This window comes from Streptomyces sp. NPDC046379 (genome assembly GCF_055587785.1).
Window position 1 is genome coordinate 65,629 of the sequence record NZ_JBVJFP010000021.1, and the last position, 19,039, is coordinate 84,667.

A 19,039-nucleotide genomic window follows, 5' to 3' on the forward strand; every position below is an offset into this window, starting at 1 on the left:
CGGGCCACAAAAACGCAGGTCAGAAGGGTTCACAGGCGATCCCCTGACGTCGTCGCGTCATGATCACTTTAGAGGCGTCATAGCGGTAGATTGGGGTTTCCGGTGCCGGTGCCCCCGCTGATCAGGAAGGACAGCCGTGCCCGCAGCAAAGCCCACAGCACTCGGTCGCCGCCCGGCGGAACCGTGCCCGCCTCGACCAGCTCCCTGAGCGTGAACGCTCGCGGGCGGACCACGCGCAGGGACAGGCAGGTGCAGTCGACGGCGACCGGCGGCAGCACGGCGTGCAGCCGGGTCCCGTCCGGCAGCCGGGCGTCGACCCACGGCCTGGCGTCGTCCAGACGCCGCCCCGCGACGGCGGCCAGTCGCTGCGCCAGACGTCGTACGGCCGCCGCGTCCGGGAAGGAGACGGGCGTCAGTTCCAGTCCGCCGCCCCGGTCGACCCAGACCCGGTCCGGAGCCGACACCAGGACGTCCGTGACGGAGGGGTCGGCCAGCAGCGGCTCCAGCGGACCGCTGCCGACCAGCTCGGAGCGCAGGTGCTCGGCCGCCCGCAGCACCTCGGCGTGGCCGAGCACCCGCCCCTGTTCGCGCAGCGCCTGTGCCACCCGGGCCGGCGTCGGTTCGGCCCCGCTCTCGGCCAGCCGCTGCCGCACCCCGTCCAACAGCGCCGGACCACCCGCCCACCCGGTCTCACCCGAGCCCTGCACCTGTCGAACCCGGCTCACCCCGTTCACGCCGGTCACCCCGTTCAGCCTGTTCACTCCGTCCACCCCGTCCACCCCGTCCACCCCGTCCACCCCGTCCACCCCGTCCACCCGGTCCACACCACTCGACCCGCTCAGCCCTCTCACACCGCTCAACCCACTCACCCGCCGCCCCCGCGCGCGACCCTCGGGCCGCTCGCGCCCTTCAGGCCACCCACGCCCCTCACCTCACTCACGCCGCCGGCCCTCACTCCTCGCCCCCTCCCGCCCCTCAAGCCGCCCCCGCCTCCAGCACCGCCCGCTCCCAGAACTCCTTGCAGAAGCGCGCCAGCGGCCCCCTTCCGCCCGCGCCCGGCGGGGACTTGCCGTCACCGGGGCGCAGCAGGGCGGACTCGACGGGCACCTCGCCCGCCAACGGGAGCCCGAGGAGGCGGGCCACCTCGCGGTCGTCCAGGCCGGGCGCGTACGGGCCGCGCACCGCGACACGCAGGTCGCCGAGGACCATGCCGACGGCGGCGGCGACCCGGCCGCCGGCCGCGACGGCGCGCAGTTCGGCGGGGACCAGCAGGAGTCCGACGTCGAGCTGGGCGAGGACCTCGGCCACCGTCTCGTCCACGCGGCGCGGCAGATCGACGACGACCGCGCCGCCGCGCCTTCTGGCCGCCGCGAGCACCGCCCGGACGGCCTGCGGCGGGACGGCGACGCGGTCGCCCCGGTCCCAGCTGAGCACCCGCAGCGAGTGCAGCTCGGGCAGCGACTCCTCCAGGGCGCCGCTGCCGACCCGGCCGCGCGAGGCGGCGAAGTCGGGCCAGCGCAGCCCGTCGGTGGTCTCCCCGCCGAGGAGGACGTCGAGTCCGCCGCCGAGCGGATCGGCGTCCACGAGCAGGGTGCGCAGCCCTTCACGAGCGGCGGTGACGGCGAGGGCGCAGGCCAGCGTGGACGCCCCGGCCCCGCCGCGCCCGCCGATGACGCCGACGGTGAGGGCGGGTGCACCGACGCCCTCGGCGACGTCGGCGATGCGGTCGACCAGCCACTGCTCGCCGTCGGGCAGCATCAGGACGTGGTCGGCGCCGATCCGCACCGCGCGCTCCCAGACTCCCGGATCGTCCTGGTCGCGGCCGACGAGCACCACGCCCCGCCGCCGGGCCACCCCTCGTACGCGCCGGGCGGCGTCGTCGCCGACCAGGACGAGCGGGGCGGCCTCCCAGCCGCCGCGCTCCGGCAACGAGTGGTGGACCTCGGGCGTGGCGCCCGCGGCGGCGCACAGGCGGAGCAGGTCGTCGAGCAGTCGGGCGTCCTCGGTGACGATCAGTGGTGTGCTCTGGCGCCCTCCGGCGGGCGGCGGATCGTAGGTGACGGATCCGGTCATGTGCGTTCCCCGTTCGCTGCTGGCTGCGGTCCCTCGCGCGGCCGGCGGCCCCGCGATTCCCATAGGCATGGAGAACCGGCGAGCGGCCTCCCTATGAGCGGCCGACGGAATCCGGCCATACGCGCCCGACAAACGGAAGCGGGTCCGGGAACTCGTCCCGCTCGGGCCGCGCAGGAATCACGGTGCAGCGATCCCGGAAATAAAGTGGATCTTGGTGGATAACTGTGGACATCCCGGAGGCTGTGAATATCGCCATCACCCATACCGGTGAAGTCCCGCACGATGTCCCGCTCGACTTCCACAGAGCAGTACGGCGACTACCGTCCGTGACGGATCATGGGTATGCCGAAGAGGCGGCTTCAGCCGCCTCGGGAGGGTGCGTGCACCGCGACAGGGAGGGAAAAATGCGTCCGGACATGCGACGACCCCCGCCGGGGGGGAGAGCGGGGGTCGTCCCCACGGCCGACTCGGGGGGGGAGGAGTCGGGCCGGGTTAGCACGGTCGCGAACGATCCGTGACTTCCATGGTGTACCCGAGAGCCTTCTCAGGCAAACCCACACGCCCCACCTTACGCCGAATGGGCTGCCCCTATGCTCGGGGGCGTGGAAAACCACTCGTTGCCCCGCACAGCGGCCTTCTTTGACCTGGACAAGACGGTCATTGCGAAGTCCAGCACGCTCACCTTCAGCAAGTCGTTCTACCAAGGCGGTCTGATCAACCGCCGGGGAGTCCTGCGCAGCGCATACGCGCAGTTCGTCTTCCTCGCCGGCAGCGCGGACCACGAACAGATCGAACGGATGCGCGCTTACCTGTCCGCACTGTGCCGCGGGTGGAACGTCGAACAGGTCAAGGAGATCGTCGCCGAGACGCTGCACGACATCATCGACCCGATCATCTACGACGAGGCCGCCTCCCTCATCGAGGAGCACCACACCGCTGGCCGGGACGTCGTGATCGTGTCGACGTCGGGGTCGGAGGTCGTCGAGCCGATCGGCGAACTGCTCGGCGCGGACCGTGTGGTGGCCACCCGCATGGTCGTCGGCGACGACGGCTGCTACACGGGCGAGGTGGAGTACTACGCCTACGGGCCCACGAAGGCGGAGGCGATCAGGGAGCTGGCCGAGTCCGAGGGGTACGACCTCTCGCGCTGCTACGCCTACAGCGATTCGGTGACCGACCTGCCGATGCTGGAATCCGTCGGCCACCCGCACGCCGTCAACCCGGACCGTGCCCTGCGCCGCGAGGCCGTCGCGCGCGGCTGGCCGATCCTGGACTTCCGCCGTCCGGTCCGGCTCAAGCAACGGCTGCCAAGGTTCTCGGCGCCGCCCCGGACCGCACTGGTCGCGGCGGCGGCCATAGGCGCCGCGGCGGCCACGGCCGGCCTGGTCTGGTACGCCAACCGCCGCCGCGCCGCGACCGCGTGAACACCAGCCCAGCGTCCCCTGAACCCACCAGACCGAGCGCCCCCCGAGCCCCTCGAACCCCCGAACCCACTGAACCCGACTGACGCACCAGCAAGATTGAACGAACAACCAAAAGAAGCGGGTCCTCCACTTCCGCATCCACCGATTCTGGAGTACAAAGGACATAACGGCCCGCGAGACCAAGGACATCCGAAAGGATCACCTTCAAAACGCACACTGGCCCCACGGACCGAGCATGAACACCGGGCACCCACGCGACGTCGACCCGTCGATTACGGGCCAGCCGCACCAGGTGGCGGGCAAAGTCCCCGACCTGATGGGCACATATCGAGGACGCCTGGTAACCCGGTGAGCATGCCAGCGGCGGTACGAGCACTCGTACCGCCGCATTTTCGTGGGCAACGGCGGGTGCTCGCCGTGCAGGCGATCGCCGTGCGCACCCCTTCGGCAGGGCCGACAGGCCCGGGCCTGTCCTACGCCGCCCCGCGCTGGAGCGCCTCGCAGACCGCCGTCGACTCGCGCGCACCCAGCTCCACGGCCTTCCCGCAGTGCGCGATCCACGCCGCCATGCCCTCCGCGGTGCCGGAGAGGTAGCCGTCGAAGGCCGTCAGGTAGGCCTCGCGGCCCAGCTCGGCGTGGCCCGTCTCCGCCGGGCAGACGGACTTCGGGTCGAGGCCGCTGCCCACCAGCACGATCCGCTCGGCCGCGCGCGCGACCAGGCCGTTGTACGACACGAAGGGGCGCAGCGCGAGCAGCTCGCCGTGCACCACGGCCGCCTGGACCAGGGCCGGCGCGGAACTGCCCGCGATGACCAGCTCGGACAGCCCTTCCAGCCGCCCCGACACCTCCGCCGCGCTCGGCAGCGGCTGCCCGATCAGCGGCTCGTCGACCGGCTCGCCCTCCTGCCGGGGCCGCCCCACCCGGTCGGCGTCGTCCGCCGCCGCCACCAGATGCAGCCGGGCCAGCACCCGCAGCGGGGACTGCCGCCAGATGGACAGCAGCTGCCCCGCCTCCGCGGTCAGCCGGAGGGCGGCGCCCATCACGCGCGCCTCGTCGTCGACACCGAAGTCGGTGCGCCGGCGCACCTCCTCCAGCGCCCAGTCGGCCCCGGACAGCGCCGCGGAGCCGCGGGCGCCGCGCAGGGCGGCCTCGGACGTGATCTCGTTGCTGCGCCGACGCATGACCCGGTGTCCGTAGACCCGGTCCACGGCCTTGCGCACGGACTCCACGGACTCGGCCACGCCGGGCAGGGAGCCCAGGGCCGCGAGCGGATCGGCGGACGCGCCTGTCGTACTCATGAGTACGACCCTACGCACCCAGGGCCCGCGCCCCACGAAGGAGTGGTCTTCTTCACGCGCGTGCGCCCCGCGCCGCCGTCGCGGCACTACGCTTACTGAACATGAAAATTGCTTTCGTCGGGAAGGGCGGCAGCGGCAAGACCACCCTGTCGTCCCTTTTCATCCGTCACCTGGCCGCCGCGGGCGCCCCGGTCGTCGCGGTCGACGCCGACATCAACCAGCATCTCGGGGCCGCGCTCGGGCTCGACGAGCCGGAGGCCGCGGCGCTGCCCGCGATGGGCGACCGGCTGCCGCTGATCAAGGACTACCTGCGCGGCTCCAACCCGCGCATCGCCTCCGCCGAAACGATGATCAAGACGACGCCGCCCGGCGAGGGGTCGCGGCTGCTGCGGGTGCGCGAGGACAACCCGGTCTACGACGCCTGCGCCCGGCCGGTGGAACTCGACGGCGGGGCCGTCCGTTTGATGGTCACCGGCCCCTTCACCGACGCCGACCTGGGGGTCGCCTGCTACCACTCCAAGACCGGAGCGGTGGAGCTGTGCCTGAACCACCTCGTCGACGGCCCCGACGAGTACCTCGTGGTGGACATGACGGCGGGCTCGGACTCCTTCGCCTCGGGCATGTTCACCCGCTTCGACATGACGTTCCTCGTCGCCGAGCCGACCCGGAAGGGGGTCTCCGTCTATCGCCAGTACAAGGAGTACGCCCGCGACTTCGGCGTCGAGCTGAGGGTCGTCGGCAACAAGGTTCAGGGTCCGGACGACCTCGACTTCCTGCGTGCCGAGGTCGGCGACGACCTGCTCGTGACCGTGGGGCACTCCGACTGGGTGCGCGCCATGGAGAAGGGCCGGCCGCCCCGGTTCGAGCTCCTGGAGGACGCCAACCGCCGCGCCCTGGAGACGCTGCGGACGGCCGCCGACGCCACGTACGAGCGGCGGGACTGGGACCGCTACACGCGCCAGATGGTCCACTTCCATCTGAAGAACGCCCAGTCCTGGGGGAACGAGCGCACCGGGGCCGACCTGGCGGCGCAGATCGACCCCGGTTTCGTCCTCGGCGAGGGCGTCACGGCCCCCGCCTGACCGTCAGCGCCGGTCCGCCGGCGCGCCCGGCACGCCCTTCGGGGCCGGGGCCGGGCGGGCGGACAGGAAGGACGCCCAGCCCTGCTTGGGGGCCTCGCCCACCCCGAGCGTGCGCAGCTTGGCCAGCACCGCCGGGTCCTGGGCGTCCAGCCAGTCCGCGAGCTGCCGGAACGAGACGCAGCGCACCTCCGCCTTGGTGCACACCGTCGCGATGACCTCCTCGACGGCGCGCATGTAGGCGCCGCCGTTCCAGGACTCGAAGTGGTTGCCGATGATCAGCGGCGCGCGGTTGCCGTCGTAGGCCCGCTGGAAGCCCATGAGCAGGGCGTCGCGCATCTGGTCCCCCCACTGCCGGTGCTTGGCGGGGTCGCCCTGGGTGGTGGTGCCCGACTGGTTGACCATGAAGTTGTAGTCCATGGTGAGTTGCTCGAAGGAGTGCCCGGGGAACGGCACCAGTTGCATCGACAGGTCCCACAGGCCCTCCTTCTTGCCGGGCCAGACCTGGTTGTTGACGCCGCTGGTGTCGTAGCGGAAGCCCAGTTCGCGGGCGGCCTTGAGGAAGTTGGCGCGGCCCTCCAGGCAGGGGGTGCGGGCGCCGATCAGCTCCTTGTCGTAGTCGAAGGGCAGCGGGGAGGCGCTCCTCATGCCGGAGTTGGTCTTCCAGGACTTCACGAACTGCTTGGCCTGGGCGATCTCGTCCTTCCACTCCTTCACCGACCAGTCGCCGACGCCGCCCGTGCCGCCGCAGAAGTGGCCGTTGAAGTGGGTGCCGACCTCGTTGCCCTCCAACCAGGCCAGCCGCAGCTGCTCGACGGTGTCGGCGATGCCCCGGCGGTCGTTGAAGCCGATGTCGGAGCGGCCCGGGGAGTGCTGCGGCGGCCTGTACAGCTCGGCCTTGTCCTTGGGCAGCAGGTAGACGCCGCTGAGGAAGTACGTCATCGTCGCGTTGTTCGCCCTGGCGACCTTGCGGAAGTGGGAGAACAGCCGCTGACTGTCCTCGCCCGCGCCGTCCCAGGAGAACACCACGAACTGCGGTGGGCGCTGACCGGGCTTCAGCCGCTGCGGGCGGGGCAGGTGCGGCTGGGCGCCGGTGAACGCGGTGGAGCCGTCGCCAATCAGCCGGATCGCGCTCTTGGGCGGCGCCGGCGCCGGCCGCGCCTCCCGCGCCCCGCCGCCGCCCTCGCCCTCCCCGCCTTCCCGCGGCCCGTCCGCGCCCCCGCCCTCCCGCGGACCGCTCACCTCCCGGTGCGGCCCGTTCCCCCCTCCCCCGGCGTCGTCGCCGTCGAACGCGCACCCGGCGAGCGATCCGGCACAGACCGCGGCGACCACGACGCCCGCGGCGATCTTCTGGCTGGCGGCCATGTCCGCCCACCTACTTCCTTGACTCGGGCCAACGCCGAAGCGGGCGTTTTCTGACGATCTGCCGGGATTTCCGGCAGCGCCGCCAAGGTCGCACAAGGCCGAGAAGGAATTAATACGACAAGCCGATCAAATGCCCGCATCACTCTCCGGAGTGATTCTCCAGGGCCGTCCGCACGCTCATGTGAGGGCCGTTACAGACCTGAACCCCGCCCCGGCGCCGTCCGTGGGAAGGAATGACCCGGCATGGCGGGCGCCGGCAGCGGTTCCGTACCGCCGGGGGCCGCACACCCGCATAGGTCTAAACCAATTTCCCGACGACCCTTGTCACCGGGCCATTCCGTCTGATGAGCTGTGGCCTGGGACACAACGGACACCCTTCGAAAGGGAGATGTCGTGAGCAACGAAAGCCTGGCCAACCTGCTCAAGGAAGAGCGCAGGTTCCCGCCGCCCGCCGACCTGGCCGCCGCCGCCAACGTCACGGCGGAGGCGTACGAACAGGCCAAGGCTGACAGGCTCGGCTTCTGGGCCGAGCAGGCCCGCCGGCTGACCTGGGCCAAGGAGCCGACCGAGACGCTGGACTGGTCGAACCCGCCGTTCGCCAAGTGGTTCAAGGACGGCACGCTCAACGTCGCCTACAACTGCGTCGACCGGCACGTCGAGGCGGGCCACGGCGACCGGGTCGCCATCCACTTCGAGGGCGAGCCCGGCGACGGCCGCGCCATCACCTACGCCGAGCTGAAGGACGAGGTCTCCAGGGCGGCGAACGCCCTGCTGGACCTGGGCGTGCGCAAGGGCGACCGGGTCGCCGTCTACATGCCGATGATCCCGGAGACGGCGATCGCGATGCTGGCCTGCGCCCGGATCGGCGCGGCCCACTCGGTCGTCTTCGGCGGCTTCTCGGCGGACGCGCTCGCGACCCGTATCCAGGACGCCGACGCCAAGGTCGTCATCACCGCCGACGGCGGCTACCGGCGCGGCAAGCCGTCCGCGCTGAAGCCGGCCGTGGACGAGGCAGTCGAGCGCGCGGGCAACGTCGAGCACGTGCTCGTGGTCCGCCGCACCGGGCAGGACGTCACCTGGCACGACGAGCGGGACGTGTGGTGGCACGAACTGGTCGACCGGCAGAGCGCCGAGCACACCCCCGAGGCCTTCGACGCCGAGCACCCGCTGTTCATCCTCTACACGTCGGGCACGACGGGTAAGCCCAAGGGCATCCTGCACACCTCCGGCGGCTACCTCACCCAGGTGGCGTACACCCACCACGCCGTCTTCGACCTCAAGCCGGAGACCGACGTCTACTGGTGCACCGCCGACGTCGGCTGGGTCACCGGGCACTCGTACATCGTCTACGGGCCGCTCGCCAACGGCGCCACCCAGGTCATGTACGAGGGCACCCCGGACACCCCGCACCAGGGCCGGTTCTGGGAGATCGTGCAGAAGTACGGCGTGACGATCCTCTACACCGCGCCCACCGCGATCCGGACGTTCATGAAGTGGGGCGACGACATCCCCGCCAAGTTCGACCTGAGCAGCCTGCGGGTGCTGGGCTCGGTGGGCGAGCCGATCAACCCCGAGGCGTGGATCTGGTACCGCAAGCACATCGGCGCGGACCGGACCCCGATCGTGGACACCTGGTGGCAGACCGAGACCGGCGCGATGATGATCTCGCCGCTGCCGGGCGTCACCGAGACCAAGCCGGGCTCCGCGCAGCGCCCGCTGCCCGGCATCTGCGCCACCGTCGTGGACGACGAGGCGAACGAGGTGCCCAACGGCGGGGGCGGCTACCTGGTCCTCACCGAGCCGTGGCCGTCCATGCTGCGCACCATCTGGGGCGACGACCAGCGGTTCCTGGACACCTACTGGTCGCGGTTCGAGGGCAGGTACTTCGCCGGCGACGGCGCGAAGAAGGACGACGACGGCGACATCTGGCTGCTCGGCCGGGTGGACGACGTGATGCTGGTGTCCGGGCACAACATCTCCACCACCGAGGTGGAGTCGGCGCTCGTCTCGCACCCGTCCGTCGCCGAGGCGGCCGTGGTCGGCGCGGCCGACGAGACGACCGGGCAGGCGATCGTCGCCTTCGTGATCCTGCGCGGTACGGCGTCGGAGACCGACAGCCTCGTCGGCGAGCTGCGCAACCACGTCGGCGCCGCCCTCGGCCCGATCGCCAAGCCCAAGCGGATCCTGCCGGTGGCGGAGCTGCCCAAGACCCGCTCGGGCAAGATCATGCGCCGGCTGCTGCGCGACGTCGCCGAGAACCGTCAGCTCGGTGACGTGACCACACTGACCGACTCCACGGTCATGGACCTCATCCAGGCCAAGCTCCCGGCCGCGCCCGGCGAGGACTGACGCGACGGGACGACGGGACTGACGCGACGGCTGTCCGGGAGCACCCTCGGACAGCCGTCCGCGGCACCGGACCGGAGATCACTGCGCCGGACCGCCGCAGCTTAGGTAAGCTAAAGAACGCGTCAACAGAGCGACAGTGATCAAAGGTGCGCCGGGAAGTCTGGTCGGCATGTGTTCCGTGCTGCCCGAGACCGGAGGTCCTTCCCATGACCACGCCCCCGCCGCCCGCTCCCCGCAAGGTCTTCGGCCGCCTCTCCCTGCCCGAGCGGAACTTCGTCGCGGACGCCCTGCGCACCGAGACCGTCGGCGGCGTGCTGCTGCTGCTCGCCGCGGTCGCCGCGCTGGCCTGGGCGAACATACCCGCGCTGAGCGACAGCTACGAGAGCGTCAGCCACTTCCACATCGGCCCCGCCTCCCTGGGCCTCGACCTGTCGATCGAGCACTGGGCCGCCGACGGGCTCCTGGCGATCTTCTTCTTCGTCGCCGGCATCGAACTCAAGCGCGAGCTGGTCGCCGGCGACCTGCGCGACCCCAGGGCGGCGGCCCTGCCGGTCGTCGCCGCACTGTGCGGCATGGCCGTACCCGCGCTCGTCTACACCCTCACCAGCTCGGCCGGCGGCGGATCCCTGGCCGGCTGGGCCGTGCCCACCGCGACGGACATCGCGTTCGCGCTCGCCGTGCTGGCCGTCATCGGCACCTCCCTGCCGAGCGCGCTGCGCGCCTTCCTGCTCACGCTCGCCGTGGTCGACGACCTCTTCGCGATCCTGATCATCGCCGTCTTCTTCACCGACGACCTCGACTTCCTCGCCCTCGGCGGCTCGGCGCTCGGCCTCGCCCTGTTCTGGCTGCTGCTGCGCAAGGGCGTGAAGGGCTGGTACGTCTACGTCCCGCTGGCGCTGGTGATCTGGGCGCTGATGTACAACAGCGGCATCCACGCCACCATCGCCGGCGTCGCCATGGGCCTGATGCTGCGCTGCAGCACCCGTGAGGGCGAGGAGCACTCCCCCGGCGGTCACATCGAGCACCTCGTGCGCCCCCTGTCCGCGGGCCTGGCCGTCCCGCTGTTCGCGCTGTTCAGCGCGGGCGTGTCGATCTCCGGCGGCGCCCTCGGGGAGGTGTTCACCCAGCCGGAGACGCTCGGCGTCGTCCTCGGCCTCGTCGTCGGCAAGACCCTCGGCATCTTCGGCGGCACCTGGCTCACCGCCCGCTTCACGCGCGCCTCGCTCAGCGACGACCTGGAGTGGGCGGACGTCTTCGCCGTCGCCTCGCTGGCCGGCATCGGCTTCACCGTCTCGCTGCTGATCGGCGAACTGGCCTTCGAGGGCGACGCGGCGCTCACCGACGAGGTCAAGGCCGCCGTCCTGGCCGGCTCGCTGATCGCGGCGGCCGTCGCCACCGTGCTGCTGAAGTTCCGCAACGCCAAGTACCGGCGGCTCTACGAGGACGAGGAGCGCGACGACGACCTCGACGGCGTCCCCGACGTCTACGAGCTGCACGACCCGGCCTATCACCTGCGGATGGCGGAGATCCACGAGCGAAAGGCCGCCGAACACCGCAGGATCGCCGAGGAGCAGACGGCCGCGCGGCTTGCCGAAGTGCCGGGCGGGGCAGGCGAGGAGCACGACGGTCCGGCATGATCTGACGAGACGGTACAAAAGACGGGACCGTACGCGGGCACACGAGCACGCGACCGTACGCAGGCAGGCACGAGCACGCGCGGACGGGACGGTCCGCAGAAGAGGGAGAACCGCGATGAGCGCACCCGACGGCAGCCCGGTCGGCGCCGAACGCAGCATCGGCCAGCTGTTCGCCACGGCTACCACCGAGATGTCGGCGCTGGTGCACGACGAGATCGCGCTGGCCAAGGCCCAGCTCAGGCAGGACGTCAAGCGCGGTGCGACCAGCGGCGGGGCCTTCATGGCGGCCGGCGTGCTGCTGCTGTTCTCACTGCCCATGCTCAACTTCGCCCTCGCGTACGGCATCCACACCTGGAGCGACTGGAACCTGGCGGTCTGCTTCCTGCTGTCCTTCGCGGCGAACGTGCTGATCGCCGGATTCCTCGCGCTGATCGGCGTGGTGTTCGCGAAGAAGGCGAAGAAGGGCAAGGGCCCGCAGAAGGTGGCCGCGTCGGTGAAGGAGACGGCGGGCGTCCTGCAGAACGCCAAGCCGCATCCGCGACCCGAGCGGCCCGAGCTGACCGGCTCTCCCGCGGACCGCTCCCCGAAGGCCGTCGAAGCTGTGGCACGCTCGTCCTCATGACGGAACCCGGCACTCCTTCGGCGCAGCCCGCCTCGGCCGTACGGCTCGACCTGCCCGGCGGGCAGGAGGTCACGCACCGGGACGTCGCCGCCAACGGCGCGCGTTTCCACATCGCGGAGGTGGGCGACGGGCCGCTGGTGATGCTGGTGCACGGCTTCCCGCAGTTCTGGTGGGCCTGGCGGCACCAGATGGAGGCGCTCGCCGACGCCGGGTTCCGGGCCGTCGCCATGGACCTGCGGGGCGTCGGCGGCAGCGACCGCACCCCGCGCGGCTACGACCCCGCCAACCTCGCCCTGGACATCACCGGCGTGGTCCGCTCCCTGGGCGAGCCGGACGCCGCGCTGGTCGGGCACGACCTGGGCGGATATCTGGCGTGGACGGCGGCCGTGATGCGCCCCAAGCTGGTGCGGCGGCTGGCGGTCACGTCGATGCCGCATCCCCGGCGCTGGCGTTCGGCGATGCTCTCCGACGTCCGGCAGACGGCCGCGAGCTCCTACGTCTGGGGCTTCCAGCGGCCCTGGATCCCGGAGCGGCAACTGGTCGCGGACGACGGCGCGCTGGTGGGCCGGCTGATCCGGGAGTGGTCGGGGCCGCGGCTGCCGGAGGACGACGCGGTGGCGGCGTACCGGCGGGCGATGTGCATCCCGTCGACGGCGCACTGCTCGGTCGAGCCCTACCGCTGGCTGGTGCGGTCGATGGCCCGACCGGACGGCATCCAGTTCAACCGGCGCATGAAGCGCCCCGTGCGCGTGCCCACGCTGCACCTGCACGGCTCCCTCGATCCGGTGATCCGCACCCGCAGCGCCGCCGGTTCCGGCGAGTACGTCGAAGCCCCCTACCGCTGGCGGCTGTTCGACGGTCTCGGCCATTTCCCCCACGAGGAGGACCCGGTGGCGTTCTCCACCGAACTCGTCAACTGGCTGAAAGATCCCGAACCCGACCGGTGATCCGGCCATGACGCCCGGTATACGGACCGGTACGCCTGTCGTACGAACGCCCACTTGCCCGGCGCATAGGCCAAATGAGCGCCCCCCAGGCGGTTATGGACCTTCGGGCGGGGGCAGACGTCGAGGTATGGGCTGGACGCACGACTTCAGTGACGCAGCAGCACGCAACCGTAGCTCGGCCACGGGCCCGAGCTCTCACCGGCAGGGAGGTTCGCCCCAACTGGTGGGCACGGACCCCCGGGTGGGCATTCCGCGCATCCTGCGCCGCCGCGCGCGCTGGGTCTCCGTACGCCTGCGCCATCCGCGCGGCTGAACCGGCGGTCCGCCGCGGGGCGGCCGGGCGTCGTCACAGGGCGCAGCTGTCGCTGTCCACCTGCTGATTGGCCGTACGGCCCGCGGCGATGTCCTCCTGGATCTCGTCCACCGTGAGGGCGTACCCCGTCTCGGCGTCGTCCAGCGACTTGGCGAAGACCACGCCGTAGACCTCGCCCTCGGGCGTGAGCAGTGGGCCGCCGGAGTTGCCCTGGCGCACGACCGCGTACAGGGAGTAGACGTCGCGGCGGACGGTGCCGCGGTGGTAGATGTCCGGGCCGTTGGCGGTGATGCGCCCGCGTACGCGCGCCGAGCGCACGTCGTACGCGCCGTTCTCCGGGAAGCCGGCGACGATCGCGCTGTCCCCGCTGGCCGCGTCGTCGGTGGTGAACCGCAGCGCGGGCGCGGACAGGTCGGGCACGTCGAGCACGGCGATGTCGCGCTCCCAGTCGTAGAGCACGACCGTCGCGTCGTAGCGCCGGCCCTCGCCGCCGATCTGCACGGTGGGTTCGTCGACGCCGCCGACGACGTGCGCGTTGGTCATGACGCGGCGCTCGGCGAAGACGAAGCCGGTGCCCTCCAGGACCTTGCCGCAACTCTGCGCGGTGCCCATCACCTTGACGATGGACCGCTGGGCGCGCGCGGCGACCCGACTGCCGGCGAGCGCCGGGTCGGGCGGCCGTACGTCGGTGATGGGCTCGTTGGAGAACGGGCTGAAGACCTGCGGGAAGCCGTTCTGCGCGAGGACCGCGGAGAAGTCGGCGAACCAGGTGTCGGCCTGCGCGGGCAGCGCCCGCGAGACGCCCAGCAGCACCTTGGAGCTGCGCACCTCCTTGCCGAGCGTCGGCAGGGTGGTGCCGGCCAGGGCGGAGCCGATCAGCCAGGCCACGAGCAGCATGGCGGCCACGTTGACCAGGGCGCCGCCGGTGGCGTCCAGGGCGCGCGCCGGGGACCAGGTGATGTGCCGGCGCAGCTTGTTGCCGAGGTGGGTGGTGAGCGCCTGGCCGACCGAGGCGCAGACGATGACGACGACGACCGCGACGACGGCGGCGGTCGTGCTCACCTCGGAGTTGTCGGTGAGCAGGTCCCAGACGACGGGCAGCGCGTAGACGGCGACGAGACCGCCGCCCAGGAATCCGATCACCGACAGGATGCCGACGACGAAGCCCTGGCGGTAACCGACGATCGCGAACCACACGGCGGCGACCAGCAACAGGATGTCCAGCACGTTCACCGCTTCAAGCCTCGCCTCGTCACTCCGGCGTCCCCCGGGACACACACCACGAAGGTCACCCTGTCATGACCGCCGGTCGAGTGGGACCAGCTTGTCGCGGTCCCAGGGTCTCTCCCAGCCTGCGTAGTGCAGCAGCCGGTCGATGACCCCGGCGGTGAAGCCCCAGACGAGGGCCGATTCGACCAGAAATGCCGGACCGCGGTGGCCCAGGGGGTGCACGGCCATGGCGCGGTTGGCGGGATCCGTGAGATCCGCCACGGCGACGGTGAAGACCCGGGCCGTCTCGGCCGGGTCGACCACGCCGACCGGGCTCGGCTCCCGCCACCAGCCCAGCACCGGCGTCACCACGAACTGGCTGACCGGGATGTACAGCCTGGGCAGCACCCCGAACAGCTGCACGCCCGCCGGGTCCAGGCCGGTCTCCTCCTCGGCCTCGCGCAGGGCGGCCCGCAGCGGTCCGTCGCCCAGCGGGTCGCCGTCCTCGGGGTCGAGGGCGCCGCCGGGGAAGGCGGGCTGCCCGGCGTGCGAGCGCAGCGATCCGGCCCGCTCCATCAGCAGCAGCTCGGGGCCGCGGGCGCCCTCGCCGAACAGGATGAGGACGGCGGACTGCCGGCCCGCGCCGTCGTCCGGCGGCAGGAAACGGCTCAGCTGGAGCGGCTCGACCGTCTCCGCGGCCCGCACCACCGGGTCGAGCCAGTCCGGCAGCCCTTCCTTGCTCAGCGTCACCGGGCCCCGCGTCTCGCTCGCTCGTGTCATCGCCACCCCCGCTCTCTCACTGCCAACGACCGGCCACCGCCCGATCGTTCCGTCATCCGGCCCCCAGGGGCGGGGCCGGCCGGCCGCCCGCCTCCAGATACTCCCGCGGCGGGTTGAGCCGCTGGCCCGGGAAGCCGCCCTTCTCGTACTTCAGCAGCTTCTTCGCCTTCTCCGGGTCCGTCTCGCCCTCGCCGTAGGCCGGGCAGAGCGGGGCGATGGGGCAGGCGCCGCAGGCGGGCTTGCGGGCGTGGCAGATGCGGCGGCCGTGCCAGATGACGTGGTGCGACAGGTCGGTCCAGTCGTTCTTGGGGAACAGCGTGCCGACGGCGGCCTCGATCTTGTCGGGGTCCGTCTCGTCGGTCCACTTCCAGCGCCGAACGAGCCGCTGGAAGTGGGTGTCGACGGTGATGCCGGGGCGGCCGAAGGCGTTGCCGAGCACCACGAACGCGGTCTTGCGGCCGACGCCGGGGAGCGTGACGAGGTCCTCCAGGCGGCCGGGGACCTCGCCGCCGAACTGTTCGACCAGGGCCTTGGAGAGCCCTATCACCGACTTGGTCTTGGCCCGGAAGAAGCCGGTCGGACGGAGGATCTCCTCGACCTCCTCGGGGTTGGCGGCGGCCAGGTCCTCGGGGGTGGGGTACCTGGCGAACAGGGCCGGGGTCGTCTGGTTGACGCGCAGGTCGGTGGTCTGCGCCGACAGCACCGTGGCCACGACGAGCTGGAAGGGGTTCTCGAAGTCCAGCTCCGGGTGCGCGTAGGGGTACACCTCGGCGAGCTCGCGGTTGATCCGGCGGGCGCGGCGCACCAGCGCGGTGCGCGACTCATCGCGGGGCGGCTTCGGCGCGACGGTCTTCGCGGGCGGGGCGCCCACGAGGGCGGCGGTCGCCTTCCTGGGAGCGACGGCGACCTTCTTGGCGGGGCGGGCCTTCGCCACCGCAGCGCCCTCGGCGGCCGAGCCCCGAGCCTGCGCGGCATTCGCCGACGCCGCTGCCTCGGCCGCCTTCTTACGGGGCGCCGACTTCTTCCCCGACGTCACCTTTGCCGTCTTTGATGTCTTTGTCGGTTCCTTACCGCCACTCGGACCCTGTTCGCCCACAGCGGAATCACGACGTACGGCCACCCGCGCAGCTCCCTCGGCCTGTGCTCTCACCGGCGATTTGGACACCCGGCCAGCCTACGGCCCGCCACCGACATCCGCCCCGGCCCTCGGGGACCGGCCCCCAATTGGCCCCCTGCCGCGTACCCCGGCACACCGGTGCGGCATCCTTGTGACAGATCACACTGTGTGGACCGTCCGGCAAAATGGGCACCACGGTCCCCTGGCAGACGGGGGAGCAGGACCCCTGTGAGCAGGTCGACAAGGAGATAACTCGTGGACGACGTTCTGCGGCGCAATCCGCTCTTCGCGGCGCTCGACGACGAGCAGGCCGCGGAGCTGCGCGCCTCCATGAGTGAGGTGACCCTCGCGCGGGGTGACTCCCTGTTCCACGAGGGCGACCCGGGCGACCGCCTCTACGTGGTCACGGAGGGCAAGGTCAAGCTGCACCGGACGTCGCCCGACGGCCGCGAGAACATGCTGGCCGTCGTCGGCCCCGGCGAGCTGATCGGCGAGCTGTCGCTGTTCGACCCGGGCCCGCGCACGGCGACCGCCACCGCCCTCACCGAGGTCAAGCTGCTCGGCCTCGGCCACGGCGACCTCCAGCCCTGGCTGAACGCCCGCCCCGAGGTGGCCTCCGCCCTGCTCCGCGCGGTCGCCCGCCGGCTGCGCAAGACCAACGACGCGATGTCCGACCTCGTCTTCTCGGACGTCCCCGGGCGTGTGGCCCGCGCCCTGCTGGACCTGTCCCGCCGGTTCGGCGTGCAGTCCGAGGAGGGCATCCACGTCGTCCACGACCTCACGCAGGAGGAGCTGGCCCAGCTGGTCGGCGCGTCCCGCGAGACGGTCAACAAGGCCCTGGCGGACTTCGCCCAGCGCGGCTGGCTCCGCCTGGAGGCCCGCGCGGTGATCCTGCTGGACGTGGAGCGGCTGGCGAAGCGGTCGCGGTAACGCGCCCGGCGCCGGCGCGCGGGCGGGGGGCGAAGGCTCTAGATGAGCCCGTGCTCCTCCAGGTAGTCCAGCTGCGCCCGGACGGACAGTTCCGCCGCCGGCCACAGGGAGCGGTCCACGTCCGCGTAGACATGGGCGACGATCTGGTGCGGGGTGCGGTAGCCGTCCTCGACCGCCGTCTCGACCTGTGCGAGGCGGTGGGCGCGATGGGCGAGGTAGAACTCGACGGCCCCCTGGGCGTCCTCCAGGACCGGCCCGTGACCGGGCAGGACCGTGTGGACGCCGTCGTCCACCGTGAGGGACCTCAGCCGGCGCAGGGAGTCCAGATAGTCCCCGAGGCGGCCGTCGGGGTGCGCCACGACCGTCGTGCCGCGCCCCAGGACGGTGTCGCCGGTCAGGACGGCACGGTCGGCCGGCAGATGGAAGCACAGGGAGTCCGAGGTGTGCCCCGGCGTGGGCACGACCCTCAGCTCCAGTCCGCCCACGGTGATCACGTCCCCGGCGGCGAGCCCTTCGTCGCCCAGCCGCAGCGCCGGGTCCAGGGCGCGCACCTTGGTGCCGGTCAGCTCGGCGAAGCGGGCGGCGCCCTCCGCGTGGTCGGGGTGGCCGTGGGTGAGCAGAGTGAGGGCGACGCGCTTGCCGGCCCGCTCGGCGACGTCGACCACGCGGGCGAGGTGGCCCTCGTCCAGCGGGCCCGGGTCCACGACGACGGCCTGCGCGGAGCCGGGCTCCGACAGGATCCAGGTGTTGGTGCCGTCCAGGGTCATCGCCGACGCGTTGGGTGCGAGGACGTTGACCGCGCGCGGGGTGGCGGGACCGGAGAGGGCACCGCCGCGCGGCTGACCGGGGAGGGCTGCTGCGTCCGTCATGCGGAGGGACCTTCCAGGACGTCGGCGGGGCGGGTCGGGACGGGTTGCGGGCCGCGGTCGGAAGGGCCGCTTTCCGGGCTCGGGCCGGCCAGGTCGCCCTGCGGGCGCGGATGGGCCGGGACGTGCCGGGTGAACTCGTCGTGGCCCGGCCAGGAGAGCACGACCTCGTCGCCCACCAGCCGCGCGGTGGCCAGGACGGGCGTCATGTCCCTCCCGGGTGCGGCGGCGAGGGCCTCGGCGGCCGCGCCGTACGGCGTCAGCTGGCGCAGCGTGGCGATGGTCGGCGGCATCATCAGCAGCTCGCCCGCGTCGTACGACGCCGCGGCCTCGGCGGGCCGGATCCACACGGTCCGGTCGGCCTCCGTGGAGGCGTTGCGGGTGCGCTGGCCGGAGGGGAGCGCGGCGACGAAGAACCACGTGTCGTAGCGCCGCGACTCGAACTCGGGGGTGATCCAGCGGGTCCAGGCCCCCAGCAGGTCGGAGCGCAGGACGAGGCCACGGCGGTCGAGGAACTCGGCGAACGACAGCTCACGGGCGACCAGGGCGGCACGGTCGGCCTCCCAGTCGGGCCCGGTGGTGTCGCCGACCACCGCGTCGGGAGCGGGCCCGGCCAGCAGGACGCCCGCCTCCTCGTACGTCTCCCGTACGGCCGCGCAGACGATCGCCTGCGCCTCCGCCTCGCCGACGCCGAGCCGCCGCGCCCACCACGCGCGCGCGGGGCCCGCCCAGCCGACGTGGCGTTCGTCGTCACGGGGGTCGACTCCGCCGCCCGGGTACGCGTACGCGCCCGCCGCGAAGGCCATGGAGGCGCGCCGGCGCAGCATGTGGACGACGGGGCCGTCGCCGGTGTCCTTCAGCAGCATGACCGTGGCCGCGCGCCTGGGTGTCACCGGCGTCAGGGAGCCGTCCGCCAGCGCGCGGATGCGGTCCGGCCACTCCGGGGGGTACCACTGACCGTTCGCCATGGGCGGAGGCTATCCCGTAGTGCGCGGATGTTCGAGAGAGGCGATCATCCGCGCGGGGTCGC

At 72.2% G+C, this 19,039-nt stretch carries 16 protein-coding genes and 1 pseudogene; 8 read left to right on the forward strand and 9 right to left on the reverse strand.

What is annotated here, in order from left to right; all coding sequences use genetic code 11:
• Positions 1-86 precede the first annotated feature (86 nt).
• Both ACZ6KF_RS29375 and ssd read right to left on the reverse strand, forming a co-directional pair.
• A pseudogene (locus tag ACZ6KF_RS29375) lies at positions 87-677 on the reverse strand (ATPase, T2SS/T4P/T4SS family); the annotation flags it as partial.
• Positions 678-975: 298 nt separating this feature from the next.
• Entirely contained in the window at positions 976-2,073 is a 1,098-nt protein-coding gene (gene ssd / locus ACZ6KF_RS29380; RefSeq protein WP_469241150.1) for a septum site-determining protein Ssd, read from the reverse strand.
• Positions 2,074-2,663: 590 nt separating this feature from the next.
• On the opposite strand from ssd, the gene ACZ6KF_RS29385 reads away from it, so the two are divergent.
• Positions 2,664-3,497, forward strand: coding sequence for an HAD family hydrolase (locus ACZ6KF_RS29385; RefSeq protein WP_356630664.1), 834 nt, complete (start codon positions 2,664-2,666; stop codon positions 3,495-3,497).
• A 473-nt stretch (positions 3,498-3,970) separates the two neighbouring features.
• On the opposite strand, the gene ACZ6KF_RS29390 is transcribed toward ACZ6KF_RS29385, so the two are convergent.
• The gene (locus tag ACZ6KF_RS29390; protein WP_356630662.1) at positions 3,971-4,795 is read right to left on the reverse strand and encodes a Fic family protein; all 825 of its coding nucleotides are present in this window, start codon (positions 4,793-4,795) and stop codon (positions 3,971-3,973) included.
• A 101-nt stretch (positions 4,796-4,896) separates the two neighbouring features.
• Here ACZ6KF_RS29390 and ACZ6KF_RS29395 point away from each other — a divergent pair, with 101 nt between their 5' ends.
• On the forward strand, positions 4,897-5,877 hold the full coding sequence (locus ACZ6KF_RS29395) for an ATP-binding protein (protein WP_469159518.1): 981 nt from the start codon (positions 4,897-4,899) through the stop codon (positions 5,875-5,877).
• Positions 5,878-5,880: 3 nt separating this feature from the next.
• Here ACZ6KF_RS29395 and ACZ6KF_RS29400 read toward each other — a convergent pair whose 3' ends face one another.
• Entirely contained in the window at positions 5,881-7,239 is a 1,359-nt protein-coding gene (locus tag ACZ6KF_RS29400; RefSeq protein WP_469159517.1) for a polysaccharide deacetylase family protein, read from the reverse strand.
• 393 nt (positions 7,240-7,632) lie between these two features.
• Here ACZ6KF_RS29400 and acs point away from each other — a divergent pair, with 393 nt between their 5' ends.
• From acs to ACZ6KF_RS29425, 5 genes are all read left to right on the forward strand, one after another.
• Positions 7,633-9,588 carry an acetate--CoA ligase gene (gene acs / locus ACZ6KF_RS29405; protein ID WP_356630656.1) on the forward strand — a complete coding sequence of 652 codons (1,956 nt, stop codon included), beginning with the start codon at positions 7,633-7,635 and terminating at the stop codon, positions 9,586-9,588.
• Between the two features lie 206 nt (positions 9,589-9,794).
• Positions 9,795-11,225, forward strand: a complete 1,431-nt coding sequence (gene nhaA / locus ACZ6KF_RS29410; protein WP_469159516.1) for a Na+/H+ antiporter NhaA — start codon at positions 9,795-9,797, stop codon at positions 11,223-11,225.
• A 115-nt stretch (positions 11,226-11,340) separates the two neighbouring features.
• Positions 11,341-11,847: a phage holin family protein gene (locus ACZ6KF_RS29415; RefSeq protein ID WP_469159515.1), complete on the forward strand. Its 507-nt coding sequence runs from the start codon at positions 11,341-11,343 to the stop codon at positions 11,845-11,847.
• Positions 11,844-12,794, forward strand: a complete 951-nt coding sequence (locus tag ACZ6KF_RS29420) for an alpha/beta fold hydrolase (RefSeq protein ID WP_469159514.1) — start codon at positions 11,844-11,846, stop codon at positions 12,792-12,794. The genes ACZ6KF_RS29415 and ACZ6KF_RS29420 overlap by 4 nt, the downstream gene beginning before the upstream one ends.
• Positions 12,795-12,921: 127 nt before the next feature.
• Positions 12,922-13,107, forward strand: coding sequence for a hypothetical protein (locus ACZ6KF_RS29425; protein ID WP_469241151.1), 186 nt, complete (start codon positions 12,922-12,924; stop codon positions 13,105-13,107).
• Between the two features lie 33 nt (positions 13,108-13,140).
• Here the strand turns inward: ACZ6KF_RS29425 and ACZ6KF_RS29430 are convergent, their stop codons facing one another.
• From ACZ6KF_RS29430 to nth, 3 genes are all read right to left on the reverse strand, one after another.
• A complete protein-coding gene (locus tag ACZ6KF_RS29430) occupies positions 13,141-14,340 on the reverse strand; it encodes a MarP family serine protease (RefSeq protein WP_356630646.1) in 1,200 nt (399 codons plus the stop codon).
• Positions 14,341-14,403: 63 nt separating this feature from the next.
• Positions 14,404-15,096, reverse strand: a complete 693-nt coding sequence (locus ACZ6KF_RS29435; RefSeq protein WP_356630644.1) for an NUDIX hydrolase — start codon at positions 15,094-15,096, stop codon at positions 14,404-14,406.
• Positions 15,097-15,148: 52 nt separating this feature from the next.
• Entirely contained in the window at positions 15,149-16,132 is a 984-nt protein-coding gene (gene nth / locus ACZ6KF_RS29440; protein ID WP_469241153.1) for an endonuclease III, read from the reverse strand.
• Between the two features lie 336 nt (positions 16,133-16,468).
• Here nth and ACZ6KF_RS29445 point away from each other — a divergent pair, with 336 nt between their 5' ends.
• The gene (locus tag ACZ6KF_RS29445) at positions 16,469-17,143 is read left to right on the forward strand and encodes a Crp/Fnr family transcriptional regulator (protein WP_031115987.1); all 675 of its coding nucleotides are present in this window, start codon (positions 16,469-16,471) and stop codon (positions 17,141-17,143) included.
• A gap of 38 nt (positions 17,144-17,181) precedes the next feature.
• Here the strand turns inward: ACZ6KF_RS29445 and ACZ6KF_RS29450 are convergent, their stop codons facing one another.
• Together ACZ6KF_RS29450 and ACZ6KF_RS29455 are read right to left on the reverse strand one after the other, a co-directional pair.
• Positions 17,182-18,012 carry an MBL fold metallo-hydrolase gene (locus tag ACZ6KF_RS29450; RefSeq protein ID WP_356630640.1) on the reverse strand — a complete coding sequence of 277 codons (831 nt, stop codon included), beginning with the start codon at positions 18,010-18,012 and terminating at the stop codon, positions 17,182-17,184.
• Positions 18,009-18,977 carry an NUDIX hydrolase gene (locus ACZ6KF_RS29455; protein WP_469159511.1) on the reverse strand — a complete coding sequence of 323 codons (969 nt, stop codon included), beginning with the start codon at positions 18,975-18,977 and terminating at the stop codon, positions 18,009-18,011. The genes ACZ6KF_RS29450 and ACZ6KF_RS29455 overlap by 4 nt, the downstream gene beginning before the upstream one ends.
• Positions 18,978-19,039 lie beyond the last annotated feature (62 nt).

What these genes read in the sequence shown, in the direction of transcription:
- ACZ6KF_RS29395 (WP_469159518.1), top strand. Translation starts at nt 4,897, where the DNA reads ATGAAAATTGCTTTCGTCGGGAAGGGCGGCAGCGGCAAGACCACCCTG.
- ACZ6KF_RS29390 (WP_356630662.1), bottom strand. Translation starts at nt 4,795, where the DNA reads ATGAGTACGACAGGCGCGTCCGCCGATCCGCTCGCGGCCCTGGGCTCC.
- ssd (WP_469241150.1), bottom strand. Translation starts at nt 2,073, where the DNA reads ATGACCGGATCCGTCACCTACGATCCGCCGCCCGCCGGAGGGCGCCAG.
- ACZ6KF_RS29450 (WP_356630640.1), bottom strand. Translation starts at nt 18,012, where the DNA reads ATGACGGACGCAGCAGCCCTCCCCGGTCAGCCGCGCGGCGGTGCCCTC.
- ACZ6KF_RS29400 (WP_469159517.1), bottom strand. Translation starts at nt 7,239, where the DNA reads ATGGCCGCCAGCCAGAAGATCGCCGCGGGCGTCGTGGTCGCCGCGGTC.
- ACZ6KF_RS29420 (WP_469159514.1), top strand. Translation starts at nt 11,844, where the DNA reads ATGACGGAACCCGGCACTCCTTCGGCGCAGCCCGCCTCGGCCGTACGG.
- ACZ6KF_RS29385 (WP_356630664.1), top strand. Translation starts at nt 2,664, where the DNA reads ATGCTCGGGGGCGTGGAAAACCACTCGTTGCCCCGCACAGCGGCCTTC.
- ACZ6KF_RS29455 (WP_469159511.1), bottom strand. Translation starts at nt 18,977, where the DNA reads ATGGCGAACGGTCAGTGGTACCCCCCGGAGTGGCCGGACCGCATCCGC.
- ACZ6KF_RS29415 (WP_469159515.1), top strand. Translation starts at nt 11,341, where the DNA reads ATGAGCGCACCCGACGGCAGCCCGGTCGGCGCCGAACGCAGCATCGGC.
- nhaA (WP_469159516.1), top strand. Translation starts at nt 9,795, where the DNA reads ATGACCACGCCCCCGCCGCCCGCTCCCCGCAAGGTCTTCGGCCGCCTC.
- ACZ6KF_RS29435 (WP_356630644.1), bottom strand. Translation starts at nt 15,096, where the DNA reads ATGACACGAGCGAGCGAGACGCGGGGCCCGGTGACGCTGAGCAAGGAA.
- ACZ6KF_RS29425 (WP_469241151.1), top strand. Translation starts at nt 12,922, where the DNA reads ATGGGCTGGACGCACGACTTCAGTGACGCAGCAGCACGCAACCGTAGC.